12 protein-coding genes are annotated in these 13198 nt (G+C 43.4%); 6 read left to right on the top strand and 6 right to left on the bottom strand.

Annotated elements, in window-relative coordinates; all coding sequences use genetic code 11:
- Nucleotides 1-269 precede the first annotated feature (269 nt).
- Entirely contained in the window at nt 270-971 is a 702-nt protein-coding gene (locus R7E78_RS04515) for a pseudouridine synthase (RefSeq protein ID WP_005387874.1), read from the top strand.
- Nucleotides 972-1056: 85 nt separating this feature from the next.
- Here the strand turns inward: R7E78_RS04515 and R7E78_RS04510 are convergent, their stop codons facing one another.
- Both R7E78_RS04510 and R7E78_RS04505 read right to left on the bottom strand, forming a co-directional pair.
- Nucleotides 1057-1734: a DUF2057 family protein gene (locus R7E78_RS04510; RefSeq protein WP_154204716.1), complete on the bottom strand. Its 678-nt coding sequence runs from the start codon at nt 1732-1734 to the stop codon at nt 1057-1059.
- A 76-nt stretch (nt 1735-1810) separates the two neighbouring features.
- Nucleotides 1811-2890, bottom strand: a complete 1080-nt coding sequence (locus tag R7E78_RS04505) for a porin (protein WP_005378424.1) — start codon at nt 2888-2890, stop codon at nt 1811-1813.
- Between the two features lie 515 nt (nt 2891-3405).
- Between R7E78_RS04505 and dinG the strand changes: the two genes are divergently transcribed.
- The 5 genes from dinG to xthA all read left to right on the top strand — a co-directional run bounded on the left by dinG (nt 3406) and on the right by xthA (nt 7889).
- The gene (gene dinG, locus R7E78_RS04500) at nt 3406-5481 is read left to right on the top strand and encodes an ATP-dependent DNA helicase DinG (RefSeq protein ID WP_318057692.1); all 2076 of its coding nucleotides are present in this window, start codon (nt 3406-3408) and stop codon (nt 5479-5481) included.
- A gap of 14 nt (nt 5482-5495) precedes the next feature.
- Nucleotides 5496-6281, top strand: coding sequence for a sulfite exporter TauE/SafE family protein (locus tag R7E78_RS04495; RefSeq protein ID WP_115385848.1), 786 nt, complete (start codon nt 5496-5498; stop codon nt 6279-6281).
- Nucleotides 6278-6823, top strand: coding sequence for a primosomal replication protein (locus R7E78_RS04490; protein ID WP_017820026.1), 546 nt, complete (start codon nt 6278-6280; stop codon nt 6821-6823). Before R7E78_RS04495 ends, R7E78_RS04490 begins: the two co-directional genes overlap by 4 nt.
- Nucleotides 6823-6987 (top strand): pleiotropic regulatory protein RsmS, encoded by a 165-nt coding sequence (rsmS, locus tag R7E78_RS04485; RefSeq protein WP_005378432.1) that lies wholly within the window; start codon nt 6823-6825, stop codon nt 6985-6987. Before R7E78_RS04490 ends, rsmS begins: the two co-directional genes overlap by 1 nt.
- A 95-nt stretch (nt 6988-7082) precedes the next feature.
- Nucleotides 7083-7889 (top strand): exodeoxyribonuclease III, encoded by an 807-nt coding sequence (gene xthA, locus R7E78_RS04480; RefSeq protein ID WP_318057691.1) that lies wholly within the window; start codon nt 7083-7085, stop codon nt 7887-7889.
- A 92-nt stretch (nt 7890-7981) separates the two neighbouring features.
- Here the strand turns inward: xthA and R7E78_RS04475 are convergent, their stop codons facing one another.
- The 4 genes from R7E78_RS04475 to R7E78_RS04460 form a co-directional block, all read right to left on the bottom strand.
- Entirely contained in the window at nt 7982-10705 is a 2724-nt protein-coding gene (locus R7E78_RS04475) for an ImpA family metalloprotease (protein ID WP_318057690.1), read from the bottom strand.
- A gap of 154 nt (nt 10706-10859) precedes the next feature.
- Entirely contained in the window at nt 10860-11537 is a 678-nt protein-coding gene (locus R7E78_RS04470; RefSeq protein WP_042522121.1) for an ABC transporter permease, read from the bottom strand.
- Nucleotides 11538-11540: 3 nt separating this feature from the next.
- On the bottom strand, nt 11541-12281 hold the full coding sequence (locus R7E78_RS04465; RefSeq protein ID WP_005378436.1) for an ABC transporter permease: 741 nt from the start codon (nt 12279-12281) through the stop codon (nt 11541-11543).
- Between the two features lie 81 nt (nt 12282-12362).
- Nucleotides 12363-13133 (bottom strand): ABC transporter substrate-binding protein, encoded by a 771-nt coding sequence (locus R7E78_RS04460; RefSeq protein WP_005378437.1) that lies wholly within the window; start codon nt 13131-13133, stop codon nt 12363-12365.
- Between the last annotated feature and the right edge of the window lie 65 nt (nt 13134-13198).

Below are 13198 nucleotides of genomic sequence, written 5' to 3'. Positions count from 1 at the left end.
CAGCGTCTGAGTTGGTTTAATTGACGCATTGCTGCGCGTTAGCAGTACATGTCTCCTCACTAACGCCACATGCGGTTCGCACTCTTTGTTGTAGTTTGAAGCTCTAAGCTCTGAATCCATGAGTGCACTGATATAATTAAACAAATAACACGAATTAGTCTATCATTCTGTGCGCGTTTGTTAGTTTTAGGCGCGCAAATCATATCCGATCATGAGAAAACTTAAAACTTTCAAACACAGTTCATTTACATTTTTGCAGGGTAGTTAACATGTCATCTCGTACAGGTCAGGAAAAAGGTCGCAGTCGTAACCAGTCTAAAACGGGCCATTTTAAACACTCAGGAGCTCGCAATGGCTCGAAGACTCGTACTCAGCAAGACCGCCGCCCTAATCGCCCAACAAAAAGCCAAAAGCCAAAAGTGGCCCCTAAAGATCGTAAAGTCATTATTTTCAATAAGCCTTACGATACGCTCAGTCAATTTACCGATGGCGATGGTCGCAAAACGTTAGCGGACTATATCCCAATCAAAAATGTCTATGCGGCTGGCCGATTGGACCGAGACAGCGAAGGTTTGATGGTACTCACTAACGATGGCATCTTGCAGGCGAAGTTAACGCAGCCAAAGTCAAAATCGCCGAAGACTTATTGGGTTCAAGTCGATGGCGCTCCTCAGGAGCAAGATCTTGAAAAATTGAGGAAGGGAGTAGAGCTAAAAGATGGTATGACTCTACCAGCCGAAGTTGAAGTTATTCCAGAACCACAAGTCTGGGACAGAACTCCTCCGGTTCGTTTTCGCGCAAATATCCCTACCACTTGGTTAGCCATTACCATTATCGAAGGAAGAAATCGTCAGGTGCGTCGCATGACTGCGCACATTGGCTTCCCTACTTTGCGCCTCATTCGTCATTCGATGGGTGATATCGTCCTTAACGACCTAATGCCTGGTGAATGGAGAGAAATCTCTCTCTAATAAGCAGAAAAGATAAAAGCAGGCTTAAAGCCTGCTTTTTAGATTCGTACTTTTTCAGTTAAGCCCTATCTAATGAACTAAGGGATTACTGCTCAGCAAGCCAGTTTTTAAATGCCTCTTTTTCCGCCTGAGACGCTTTCTGGTACATCGTCTTTAATACATCAACCATTGGGCTGTCGTTCGATGCGGCTGTTGAACGGGAATCACTAGTCTCAACTCGAGGCTCGATATCACTTACTGATTGTTGATGCTGATTCACAGTTACATAACTAACGGCAACACTCGCGATACCGCCAGCAATATTGTAGTTGCGAGATTCTTGAGGGTAATTACGACCAATTTGAACACCATCTGACTCTAATACATCTTCGACCAAAGCAATAGGTTGGCCTTTGGTATCCAGTAATTGCCAATCTAGAGGCGAGATGTTGTTTTGCGCTTGGCGAAGAGTTTTAAACTCTGGCAGTTCAAATGTTAGCTTTTCGTTTTCAGCATCAAATTTAGCAACGATTACATCACTGTAAACCGTCTTAAGGTTTTCGTTAATTTCGAATGTAGGTTGATATTTGAAGACAATTTGATTCGTTCCGTCAGGTAGTTCGATTGTCTTCTCACTAGAAAAAAGACCACCTTCTAGATCTGGCTTCTCCATGTTGACGGCCAATAACTTCACGTCTTCTGGAACCACTAAAGTCGTTGCAGCGTAGAGGTTTGTACTGGCAAAAATAGACAGTGCCATTGCCACTTTTAATGATAACTGCATAGAATTTTTCATCCTTATCTTCATAGTAAAAGACCCAGCATATAGCTGGGTCTTACAATATCAAACTGGGTATTGATTACCAGTAGAAACGAGCACCAACACCGAAGTTAGTTGCGTCGTCTGTGTCTTTGTTATCGAAGTCAGTACCTTCGAAAGTGTAACCCGCTTCTGCGAATACACGTGCCCATTTAGAGAACTTGTATTCAACACCAGCGTAGAACCAAGAAGAGTCTGCGTCTACTTTACCTGCTTCGTCAGTAGACTGAGCTAGGTACTCGTAACCAGAGTATAGAGTTGTTTTAGGAGCAACAGCGAACATACCAGCTACAACGATGTAGTGTGAATCAACTGTTGATTTACCTAGCTTATCTTCGTTTTCGTTGTAGTAGTACGTAGCACCTAGAGTGTGCTCGTTTAGTGCGTACTCAGCAGTTACTTCAAAAGATAGGTTTTCGTTATCAGTACGCTCTGTGTGAGAAACTGTTTGCTCTACACCATTAAGAACTAGTTTTTTCTCTTTAGTTACGTTGATGTCGTTGTTCGCAGTAAGTACACCAGCGTGTAGAGATAGGTCGTTGAAAGATTTACCAACGAATACTTCTAGTACTTCTTCGTTAGAATCTTTTTCGCCTAGCGCGTAACCAGCTTTTAGCCAGAACGCGTCATTTTCGTAAGCGTATTTGATTTGAGAATCGTTGTTCCAAGCGTGACCGTATGCAGTCTCCGCTGCGTTACCACCGAAGAAGTAAGAGTAATCTGCGAAGTATACGTCATCAGCCCAAGTACCTTCTTTACCGAAGCGAAGAGTACCCATATCACCCATATCAAAACCGATGATGTGGCGACGTACGTATACAGAGTCATCTGTACGCTCGCTTGAATCAGCACCTGCGTCGTAGTTGTCACCTAGAGCAACACCGATTTCAACTTCACCCAGAACTTTTAGGCTTTCGTCAACAACGTAAACCGCGTTCACACCAGTACGAGAAGAGCTAGTGTTTAGCTCTGCTGTGTGATCAGTTTTTTCTGTGAATAGAAGAGTTGGACGTAGCTGACCGTAGAAATCTACAGAACCTTCTTCAGATTTGAATACTTCAGCTGCGTTCACTGAAGTTGCAGACGCAACTACAGCTAGTGCTAATAGAGTTTTTTTCATAATTAATCCACTGCCTTTTCTTAGTTCGGGATATCCTTGTCCGGTTCCCTTTTTTTATATGTTTGAGGTAGAGCGTTAACAAAACGTTATACAGCACCTCCTCAAAATCTGGAGCTAAGAGTGCAAAAGATTATTCTGGCTGTCAAATTTTCTAAATACCAATGTAAAAAAAACAAAATACCATTATAAAACAATAACTTGATAAGTTTACCTTTATTTATTCGACGAACATCTAACCAATCTCCATTATTATTTGTAATTTACAAAATTATTAACAAATGGTTTTTTAATCCAATAAGTAAATTTAAAAAAACAAAAAAAAGAATAAAAACCCACAAATCAGACCAAGTTGGAGTTTTATATTTTTCATATAATGAAATTAATTTCATTAAGATAAGGTTCAATATTTTTTTGTGAAGGAGATCTACATTCCTTATAAAAGCATTCCGTTTTGTGAACTACTGTACAACTAGTGATGTGTGCTACTATTCGCCTCCAACGCATTTGAGGCCCGTATGCTGACCAGTAACATTCAAAAATCGATTCGTAATAGCTATCAAAACCTTCAAGATCAACTTGATAACTTTGTGCCTAGAAGAGCACAAAACTACCTTGTTGCAGAGATTGCAAAAACGCTGTGCGGTCAGTATCACAAATCTAACCGAATACTCGTTGCAGAAGCAGGGACTGGAATTGGTAAATCGCTCTCTTATCTAATGGCGACCATTCCCGTGGCTGTACATAACAATAGGAAAGTGGTTATCTCAACGGCGACCGTCGCTCTGCAAGAGCAGCTCATAAATAAAGACCTCCCTCTTTTTCGTCGGATTACCGACCGAGAGTTTTCTTTTATTTTGGCAAAAGGCCGTCAACGCTATTGTTGTGCAGAAAAGCTCGCCACTGCTAGCGGTGCTGATAGTGGCCAGTTAGCCATGTTTGAAACCAAACCTAAGCAAAAAGATATAGAGCTGTTAGAAACAATGCATCGCTCTCTTGCGCAAGGTAAATGGGACGGTGACCGTGATTCTTGGCCTAAACCCATCGACGATAAGCTTTGGCAACTGATTGTCAGTGATAAACACAGTTGCAATAACAGTTTACCAGGCCACCGCGGCTGCCCATTCCAAAAAGCGCGCTCAGAGTTGGATAAAAACGATGTCATCATTGCTAACCACTCTCTCGTCATGGCAGACGCAGATTTAGGTGGCGGCGTGATTTTACCTGAGCCAGAAAATACAATATACGTCTTCGACGAGGCACATCACTTACCTCACGTCGCTCGTGACCATGCTTCAGCATCTGCGAGTTTAAAAGGTGCGGCAGCATGGCTTGAGAAGTTAAATCAGTCGATTAGTAAGTTTTCATCACTCGCAGACGAGAAACGCGTAGCTCGATTTCGCAACGACCTTCAAGACGCGGTTCAGAACTTGATACCGGCACTGACTCAATTGCCCAAACAGTTCGACCCAGCTCAATTTGAAGAGGGTATCTACCGCTTCGAACACGGTGAACTACCTGAGTGGCTAGAGAACCAATCCAAAGAACTAAAACAGTTCAGTAAAAAAGCAAATCAGAGTGTGGCAAAAATTGCCGACCTTATTGCGGAAAGAGTAAAAGACGGGGAGCTTGCGACAAGGTTGGCTGAACCAGCGCTTGCAGAGCTCGGTTTCTACATTCAAAGGTTAGAAAACCTAGCGCAAGTATGGCATTTAATGGCTGAACCAACTCGTGAAAAAGGTGCGCCTTTAGCTCGCTGGTTAGAAACCCACCCCGATCGCGAGGGTGATTTCATTGTGAGTGTTTCGCCACTTGAAATTGGATGGCAACTCGACCAACAGATTTGGAGCAGATGTATTGGCGCCATTTTGGTTTCCGCAACGATGCGTGCATTAAACTCTTTCCATTACTTTTGCCATCAGGTTGGTATTGATGGAAAACCAGAATCAGGCACTCAGTTTTTAGCGCTTGCGTCACCATTCGATTACCAAAACCAGGCAGAATTGCTCATCCCTGCGATGAAATATGAACCACCAGCGCCTCAATTTACTGAATATCTTATCGAGATATTGCCTAAGTACTTGGAAGACAAGAAAGCCAACTTAGTATTATTCTCATCCTATTGGCAGATGAACCAAGTCGCGAAGGCACTCTCTTCGGAGTTCATAAAAAAAGGCTGGGCGTTGCAAGTTCAAGGTGAAAGCTCACGTCAAGAAATTCTAAAAAAACATAAAAAGCTAATAGAATCAAATAAAACCAGCGTCTTATTTGGTACTGGCAGTTTCTCTGAGGGACTAGACTTACCTGGCGAATTACTTGAAAACTTGGTGATTACAAAAATTCCATTTGGCGTTCCAACCTCCCCTGTTGAGCAGGCTCATTCCGAATACATTGAGAAAAAAGGAGGAAACCCGTTTATGCAAATAACTGTACCAGACGCAAGCAAAAAGCTGATCCAGAGCGTAGGTCGCTTACTGCGTAAAGAGAGAGATTCTGGTAGAGTAACGATTCTTGATCGACGCCTAGTCACTAAGCGATACGGACAAGCCTTAATCGACTCACTACCTCCATTTAAACGTAAAATAGAATATTAGAAGAATCACCATTTATGGAAATGATTGAGCCAACCATGCTGTTGGTGTTGGCGCTTGTCGCTTTTGTCGCAGGATTTATTGATGCAGTTGCCGGTGGTGGTGGCATGCTTACCGTACCTGCTCTACTTTCGCTAGGCTTGCCGCCTCATATTGCACTAGGCACCAATAAACTTGCCGCTACCTTTGCTTCTTCTACTGCAGCATTTACGTACTACAAAAAACGTCTATTCAAACCTCAATGCTGGAGGCGTGCATTCGTGGCAACACTCGTCGGAGCGACATTAGGTACGCTATTTGTAGATGCGATTAGTACGGATTGGCTGGAAAAAGGATTGCCGCTTGTTATTTTGGCGGCAGCGTTGTATACCGTTTTTCATAAAACACCCCACTCTGCTCATCAAAGTCCAATACCCGAGCCTTGCCCAAAACTTCATAAAAAACAGTACATGCAAGGCTTATCCATAGGATTCTACGACGGACTCGCAGGGCCTGGAACTGGGGCTTTTTGGACAGTAAGTTCAATGGCGCTGTACCGGCTGAATATCTTGCTCGCCTCTGGCTTAGCAAAAGCAATGAACTTTACCAGTAACTTTACCTCTTTGATCACTTTTGCATTCCTCGGACATATCAACTGGGTGCTAGGCTTAACAATGGGAGTATGTTTAATGGCTGGTGCTTTTGTTGGCGCGCACTCCGCTATTAGATTTGGTTCTAAATTCATTCGTCCTGTATTTGTTACTGCCGTCAGCATACTAGCCATTAAATTGGCTTATGACGCATGGTTTGTAGGTTTGTCATGAACATTTCTCAACTCCAGGAAAATCTAGAACAAATGGCGAAGCAAGCCGCTGTTCTTGACCGTCAAAGAGGCGAACATCATGTTCCGCTTTTTGATGAGCGTTTATTTGGTTGCCGCTCTCGCTTACTTACTCCTTGCGTAAAAGAAGCAAAAGCCACGCTGGGTGCGATTGTGCGTGAGCAAAATGAAGGTAAGCTCACCGCTTTGCGTGCTGAGTACCTCACTGAACGGTTAGTGGCGCAAATCGGTGCGATTCAACGCGAGATTTCTACCACTAAAATTCGTAAGAATGAAATCAAACATAGCAGCCATTTCCGTAAGCCTATCAACGTGCTTTATCAGGAGCTCGCTCAACATCAAGAGTGGGCAAGACGCTTGCGCGAGATGGTGTTAGAAAAAGAACGTGCTGTCGAAAGCGCTCCTAGTTTTATGCGTGCCGACGCTCAAAAAGTATTACTAGCAACCGAGCAACGTTTAGCGCGTTGTGAAACAGCACTTCTTAAGCTAGAGAACCAAATTACACATAGGGAAAAACATCAATAATGGCTGATCAACCAACCTCGCCTTTAGATGACGCACCTGAAGAGATCAAACTGGCTGTCGATTTAATCTATTTGCTTGAGAGCAATGAGATAGATCCAGAAGTTGCGCTTAACGCTTTAAAGATCGTGCAAAACGACTTAGAAAACAAATTAAAAGCAAAGTAGCTCAGAGCGTTTCAATCCTTTCACCGAGACTCATTTTCAGTGCTCTTACACAATGATACTATTCATAAAAAAGTACGCCCCCAAAAGGATAAATAATGAAAGTAATCAGCTTTAACATCAATGGACTACGTGCGCGACTGCACCAACTCCAAGCGCTAATCGACAAACACCAACCTGATGTGATTGGTCTTCAGGAAATTAAAGTTCACGATGAAGCATTCCCGATTGAAGCTGTCGAAGCCATGGGCTACAAAGTGTATTTCCATGGTCAAAAAGCACATTACGGCGTAGCAATGCTTTGTAAGCAAGAGCCTCTACACGTACAAAAAGGGTTCCCGACGGATAACGAGGAACATCAAAAGCGCATGATCATGGCAACGTTTTTAAATGAAAACGGCGAAAAGGTCACTGTGCTAAACGGCTATTTCCCTCAAGGGGATAACACCAGCCACGAAACCAAATTCCCATACAAGCGCCAATTCTATAAAGATCTGATGACCTACCTAAACGATCATCACAATAACGACGAGCAATTGATTGTTATGGGTGACATCAACATCAGCCCTATTGATGCAGATATCGGTATCGGCGAACCAAACCGTAAACGTTGGCTAAAAACAGGTAAATGTTCATTCCAACCTGAAGAGCGCGAATGGTTGAAAACCTTACTAGACTGGGGCTTTGTGGACACCTTCCGTAAGCTATACCCAGAGGTGAACGATCAATTTTCGTGGTTTGACTACCGTTCTCGCGGTTTTGATGATAACCGTGGCCTACGAATTGATGTCATTTTGGCAACCCCTTCTCTAGCGGAAAAGTGTATTGAATCTGGTATCGACTATGAGCTTCGTGGTATCGAGAAGCCTTCAGATCACGCACCAATCTGGTCAACATTTAAGTAATATATTGCAAAGCTATAAGCGAGACTCAACGCTAAGCTTAGTCCAATAAAAAGGGAGACTCTGTCTCCCTTTTCATACAAATTACCAGTTAATCACTGATTCAGCGGCCAAACCGTTTGACCATCAATAGTTATCGGTGTTTGAGCAAATTCGTTCAGACAGTAGCCTGTATTACTACTTGCAAAGTAAGTGAGCGGCATCGGCGGTAGATTCAGCGCCACAACCTGCTGTTTCGCTTTTTCTGTGAACGAGAACCCCCACATATCGAGATAGTTAGTCATATCTCGCTGAGAGATGTAGCTCAGAGCAATAAGCAACCAGTCGTTGTTCGAGATGCTATTTGCTTCTTCCCGAGAGTAGTTGGCAAAACCAATGCTCAATCGTCTCTCATCCCAAAGCGCGTCGTCCGATTTTAAGCGGTTAAACTCACGTTCAATCAGGTGCAAGCGCGCCAATAAATGCCAACCATTTTTAAGCACACCTTCATGCTGCGCCGCCATCATCATTTGAATGTAAACACGAGCGCCCCAACTCCAACTGGTTTGATTTTGCGCAGCCATGTATGCGTTTGGATCCGCTTGAGTTCGGCTAGCTTGCAATAATTCAAACTGGCCTTTGAAATCCAAGCTTTGGCAAGTTGAAACTTTTCCCGTATTCTGGAAGAAACGAGACTTACTGTAATACGAGTAGTAATTGGTCGTTGAATGCCCTTCCCAGCCTGAAAATCGGAATCGACCTTTTTCTAAACCATGACCAAGCTCATGTAAATCACCGTGACCGAGTGGGCTGAATGACCAGTAAGCATCGTAAGGGTTACCCGAACAACCATAACCACACGTCGCTTGGTCAGCGTTCATGTGCTTCACTGTATCAATATTGGCGATTTCCCAACCTTGGTTTTGGGCGTATTGAATAATTTCAGGCACTTCATCTATGCCCGGCCCTTGGAAACCTGCCAGCACATGCGGGTAGTTGTGAACATATTCTTCTGTTGCAAGCGCCATTTCCGAAGGGGTAGACCACATTTCATCGTTGACCGACTCCAACATTTTGTCGCGCTTTGAGTGTACTTCAAACCCAGGAGTGATCAGCTCAGCCCAATCGAATAAATTGGCTTCTAACTGTTGAATAAAAGCGTCGTTGTCCTTCTCACTTCTCCAAACTGGATGCTGTGCCACATGATTAAATTTCAGTTCAACCGGAACATCATTTTTGTCAAAGTGAACCTGTACTGGGCCGCCATAAGGAGAAGTCAGCGTGATGGTTTCACCCGCTTTGACTTCGTAAGCAAATGAAGTCAGCAGTTTTGGTCGCGTGTATCCATCTTCGCTGAACTCATGATTTGCACCACTTCTTAAAGTGTTGATGACAATCTTAGTCGCCACATCATTGCTGTCATTACGTTTAACCGTAAAGGTTTCCCCAGGAAGCGCATACACACCAGCCGAACGGAAGTTACGCTTTGATTCCATATTAATCGTTGCGCTGATTCTCTTTATGTCAGGGCTAAACTCACTACGGCTGAAGTTCCCCATATTTGGTTGTTTTGGGTTTACGCTTCGGCTGTTGTATTGCACGTAATCGGCAAAGTACGACTTTAGGAATTCGGTCGTTTGGGTTGATTGTTTGTCCATCGGGAAGACAACCGTTTGACGATAATGATCAGCCAGCAATACCATGAGTTTTTCGTATTGGTAGCCGTTTTGATTAAACAAATCTACTTTTTGTTCATCAAGCTTTTGCAACCAATGGCGAATGCTGTTTGCCCCTGCATAAAATTGACTGTCCATATTCGCAGTGTCAGGGCAGGATTTGTCATCACACTTTGACAAGTCAACGTTGAAATTTTGAGATTCAAAACGAGACAACAGCGCTTGTTGTGTGATGACAGAGTCCGGCACAACGTTCATCAACGATGAAGGTTCCCAGTCGACCAAGCCTAACTTACGCCAATAGTTATCTCCCACATAATCAACATGGAATTTTTCCAAAATGTCTTGGCCAAGATCAGTTAGTCCTCCATCCCAATGCAGGTATAGAACAGGAATTTGGGCTTGCTCAGCGTATTCCAAAGCTTCGAGTACTGGTTTGTTGGTATCTCCAGATTGCAGATGCTGTGACAAGATCAATAAGTTTGGAGTATTGGTTTGCAAGCAGCTAAGTAGCTTCGAACCATCGCATAGGTTGGCCTCGTTAAACGCCAACTCTTGTGAAACATTGTCTTTCAGCCAATTCCGAGTCGCTTGCTCATCCGGAAAGTAATAAGACTGATCCATTTGCGCGATGACGACGTTTGAAGTAACTCCGCCCGACAACCAAGTGACCAGGTTACTTAACCATTTCGTCATCGCTGCGTTGGAAGAGTCGGGAAAACGTTGTGCCGTTCTAAATGGGTTACTACCTAATAGTGCGTAACGTTGACCATTAGACTTTTCCCCGGCAACGCCAATTGACAGAGCTTGATCTTTGTAACCGCTTGCCATGGCCTTATTGGTCATCAAGATGGTGTCGTTGAAGCCATACTGAGGTGCCAAGATCGCGGCATCATGGGTTGGATCCCAATAAAGACCTGAAAGGTTTTTCGCAATTGCAGATTTGATCGTATTCGACTGCATCTTGTGAGCTTCTACAACCTGACGACTTTTACGAATGAATTCGCTCGGGTCAGAAACGAGCAGTGCATTACCAGTTTCAAGAGCTTGTTGAACTGGAGCTTGCGTTGGTTTTACTTGAGCATTAGGTTGTGATTCTCCCTCTCCCCCACCACATCCTGTGGCTAAGGCGGCAATGCCCAACGATAGAATTGTTTTTTTCATTTTTACTTACTAAACAATGAGTTTATCAAATATTAATGTAAGCACATGAATAAAAAGAAATAGTCTTTTGTATCGGTAGGAAAAATAGGAATGAAGATAACAAAATTATCAAAAGCAATAGCACCCACTCCGGTGCTATTGCCTCTATTGATAATTAGCTTAAAGGACGCAGATAAGCTAAGAAACGCTTCTCTGCCACTTTGAAACACCACAAGATTATAAACGTCAGTGCCATGTAGAACAGCCCCGCCGTCAGGAAAGACTCAAATGGTGCATAGTAGCGCGAGTTTACTAGACGCGCAGCACCAGTTAAATCCATGATGGTAACGATGCCCGCGACTGCACTTCCGTGCAGCATAAATATGACCTCGTTGGAATAAGCTGGTAATGCTCGACGCAATGCACTCGGCAAGATAATACGTCTGTATGTCATAAACTTACTCATGCCATAGGCTTTCGCAGCTTCCACCTCACCTTTCGGCAAACCATTAATCGCACCACGAATAATTTCTGCGGTGTAAGCCGATGTATTAAGAATAAAAGCGACCAAAGCACAGAACCAAGCGTTCTCCCACAAGGTATCTTTCACAGGGAAAAACTGATCCATGCCGTAGTAAATCAAATACAGCTGAACCAATAGCGGCGTTCCACGGAAAAAGTAAATGAATCCCCAAGAAGGTAAGCTTAGAGCGTAATTGGTACTATTACGTGCCACGGCTAATGGGATAGAGACACACAAGCCAATAACCAACGCTAATCCCACTAACCAAACTGTTGTCCAAAGTCCCTGAAGATAAGTTGGAAAGCTTTCAATAATCAAAGAAAAGTCCATAACTTACCTCGCATGAATACTGAACTTACGCTCAACAAGCTTGAGTAGCCCGGTCGAAACGCTGGTAAAAAATAGAAAGATGAGCGCGACAGCCATGTAAAAGGTGAACGGCATTTTCGTTGTACCTGCTGCCAATGAGCTCATTCTCACCATGTCATCCAGACCAATAATGGAAACTAACGCTGTGGTCTTAAGTAACACTAACCAGTTATTACCAAATCCAGGTAATGCATGACGAATCATCTGAGGAAGTAAGATTCTTCTAAACGATAAAGCAGAACTCATCCCATAAGCTTTCGCCGCTTCTAATTCACCCTTGTCCACCGCCATGATCGCTCCACGAAAAGTCTCCGCCATGTAGGCGCCAAAGATAAAACCAATCGTGAGTACACCAGCTATAAATGGGCTGACATCAATATAATCAGGTAAGTAAGACGTCCATTCATGGTTTGGATCACTCGAGGCAAACCACTCGTTGAGCGTTTCGTTGATGGAGTAAAGGCTGTTATTTAAAAGTATTTGTCCACCAAAGAAAATTAGCATCATCAGAACCAAATCTGGAATGCCGCGAATGACGGTGGTGTAAAGAGTGGCAATCGCCCTTGCCCATTTGTAAGGCGCTAACTTAGCTAATGCGCCAAGCATGCCTAAGACCATGGCGAGAATGAGTGAAAGCACTGCAACTTCTATTGTTACTAAAGCTCCTTTCAAAATCGAAGCTTCGTATCCTTGTAAATCTAGCATAGGTGAGTTCCTAATCCCTAAACTCAAAAAATCGACCGTTGACTACTTCTAGGAACAAGCCAACGGTCGCTTAATTACGGTTTATTCACCGTACACATCGTAGTTAAAGTATTTACCAGCAATTTCTTGGTAAACACCTTTCTCACGTAGTGAAATAATTGCTGCGTCGAGTTTCTTCGTTAGATCTTTGTCTTGTTTACGAACAGCGATACCCATACCTTCGCCAAACCATTTTGGATCGGTTAACGATGGTCCAACAAACTCATAAGCTTCGCCACCTGCTTTGTTGATCACACCCTCTTCTAGAGCAGAAGCATCACCTAAAACGGCAGCAATTCGACCATTTTCTAGATCAAGATACGCTTCATCAAAAGAGCCATAACGCACAATTTCAACATCATCGCCGTAGTTGTCAGTTAAGTACTTGTCATGTGTCGTCGCACGTTGCACGCCAATTTTGACATCTTTAAGATTATCAAAATCTAGACCCGCACCTTTCTTAGCGATAAATTTATTTGGAATTTGTGCGTACTTGCCAGTGAAATCGACTTTTTTCTTGCGCTCTTCAGTGATAGACATTGCTGCGATGATGGCATCGTACTTACGTGCAAGCAGAGAAGGAATAATACCATCCCAATCTTGAGCGACGATTTTGCACTTCACTTGCATCTCTTCACAGAGTGCATTTGCCATGTCTACGTCAAAGCCTTTTATTGAGCCATCAGTTTCTGTCCAGCTAAACGGAGGGTAAGCACCTTCGATACCAAAGCGAACTGTTTTCCATTCTTTCGCTTGGGCAACACCTGATACTGCCGTTGCAGCAATCGTTGCTGCTAATAACCACTTTTTCATTTCCATACTCCTGTGATTGCTATTTTATTTCGTTTTGTTTGTTGTGTTGGCTTAGGAGGCAATAG

This window comes from Vibrio sp. YT-19(2023) (assembly GCF_033337395.1).
The sequence above is the reverse complement of the archived record's forward strand: the minus strand, read 5'-3'. Positions and strand labels throughout refer to the sequence as shown.

Excerpts from the sequence above, each read along its gene's own strand:
- dinG (WP_318057692.1), top strand. The coding sequence starts at position 3,406 with ATGCTGACCAGTAACATTCAAAAATCGATTCGTAATAGCTATCAAAAC.
- R7E78_RS04495 (WP_115385848.1), top strand. The coding sequence starts at position 5,496 with ATGGAAATGATTGAGCCAACCATGCTGTTGGTGTTGGCGCTTGTCGCT.
- R7E78_RS04510 (WP_154204716.1), bottom strand. The coding sequence starts at position 1,734 with ATGCAGTTATCATTAAAAGTGGCAATGGCACTGTCTATTTTTGCCAGT.
- xthA (WP_318057691.1), top strand. The coding sequence starts at position 7,083 with ATGAAAGTAATCAGCTTTAACATCAATGGACTACGTGCGCGACTGCAC.
- R7E78_RS04465 (WP_005378436.1), bottom strand. The coding sequence starts at position 12,281 with ATGCTAGATTTACAAGGATACGAAGCTTCGATTTTGAAAGGAGCTTTA.
- R7E78_RS04460 (WP_005378437.1), bottom strand. The coding sequence starts at position 13,133 with ATGAAAAAGTGGTTATTAGCAGCAACGATTGCTGCAACGGCAGTATCA.
- rsmS (WP_005378432.1), top strand. The coding sequence starts at position 6,823 with ATGGCTGATCAACCAACCTCGCCTTTAGATGACGCACCTGAAGAGATC.
- R7E78_RS04490 (WP_017820026.1), top strand. The coding sequence starts at position 6,278 with ATGAACATTTCTCAACTCCAGGAAAATCTAGAACAAATGGCGAAGCAA.
- R7E78_RS04515 (WP_005387874.1), top strand. The coding sequence starts at position 270 with ATGTCATCTCGTACAGGTCAGGAAAAAGGTCGCAGTCGTAACCAGTCT.
- R7E78_RS04470 (WP_042522121.1), bottom strand. The coding sequence starts at position 11,537 with ATGGACTTTTCTTTGATTATTGAAAGCTTTCCAACTTATCTTCAGGGA.
- R7E78_RS04505 (WP_005378424.1), bottom strand. The coding sequence starts at position 2,890 with ATGAAAAAAACTCTATTAGCACTAGCTGTAGTTGCGTCTGCAACTTCA.
- R7E78_RS04475 (WP_318057690.1), bottom strand. The coding sequence starts at position 10,705 with ATGAAAAAAACAATTCTATCGTTGGGCATTGCCGCCTTAGCCACAGGA.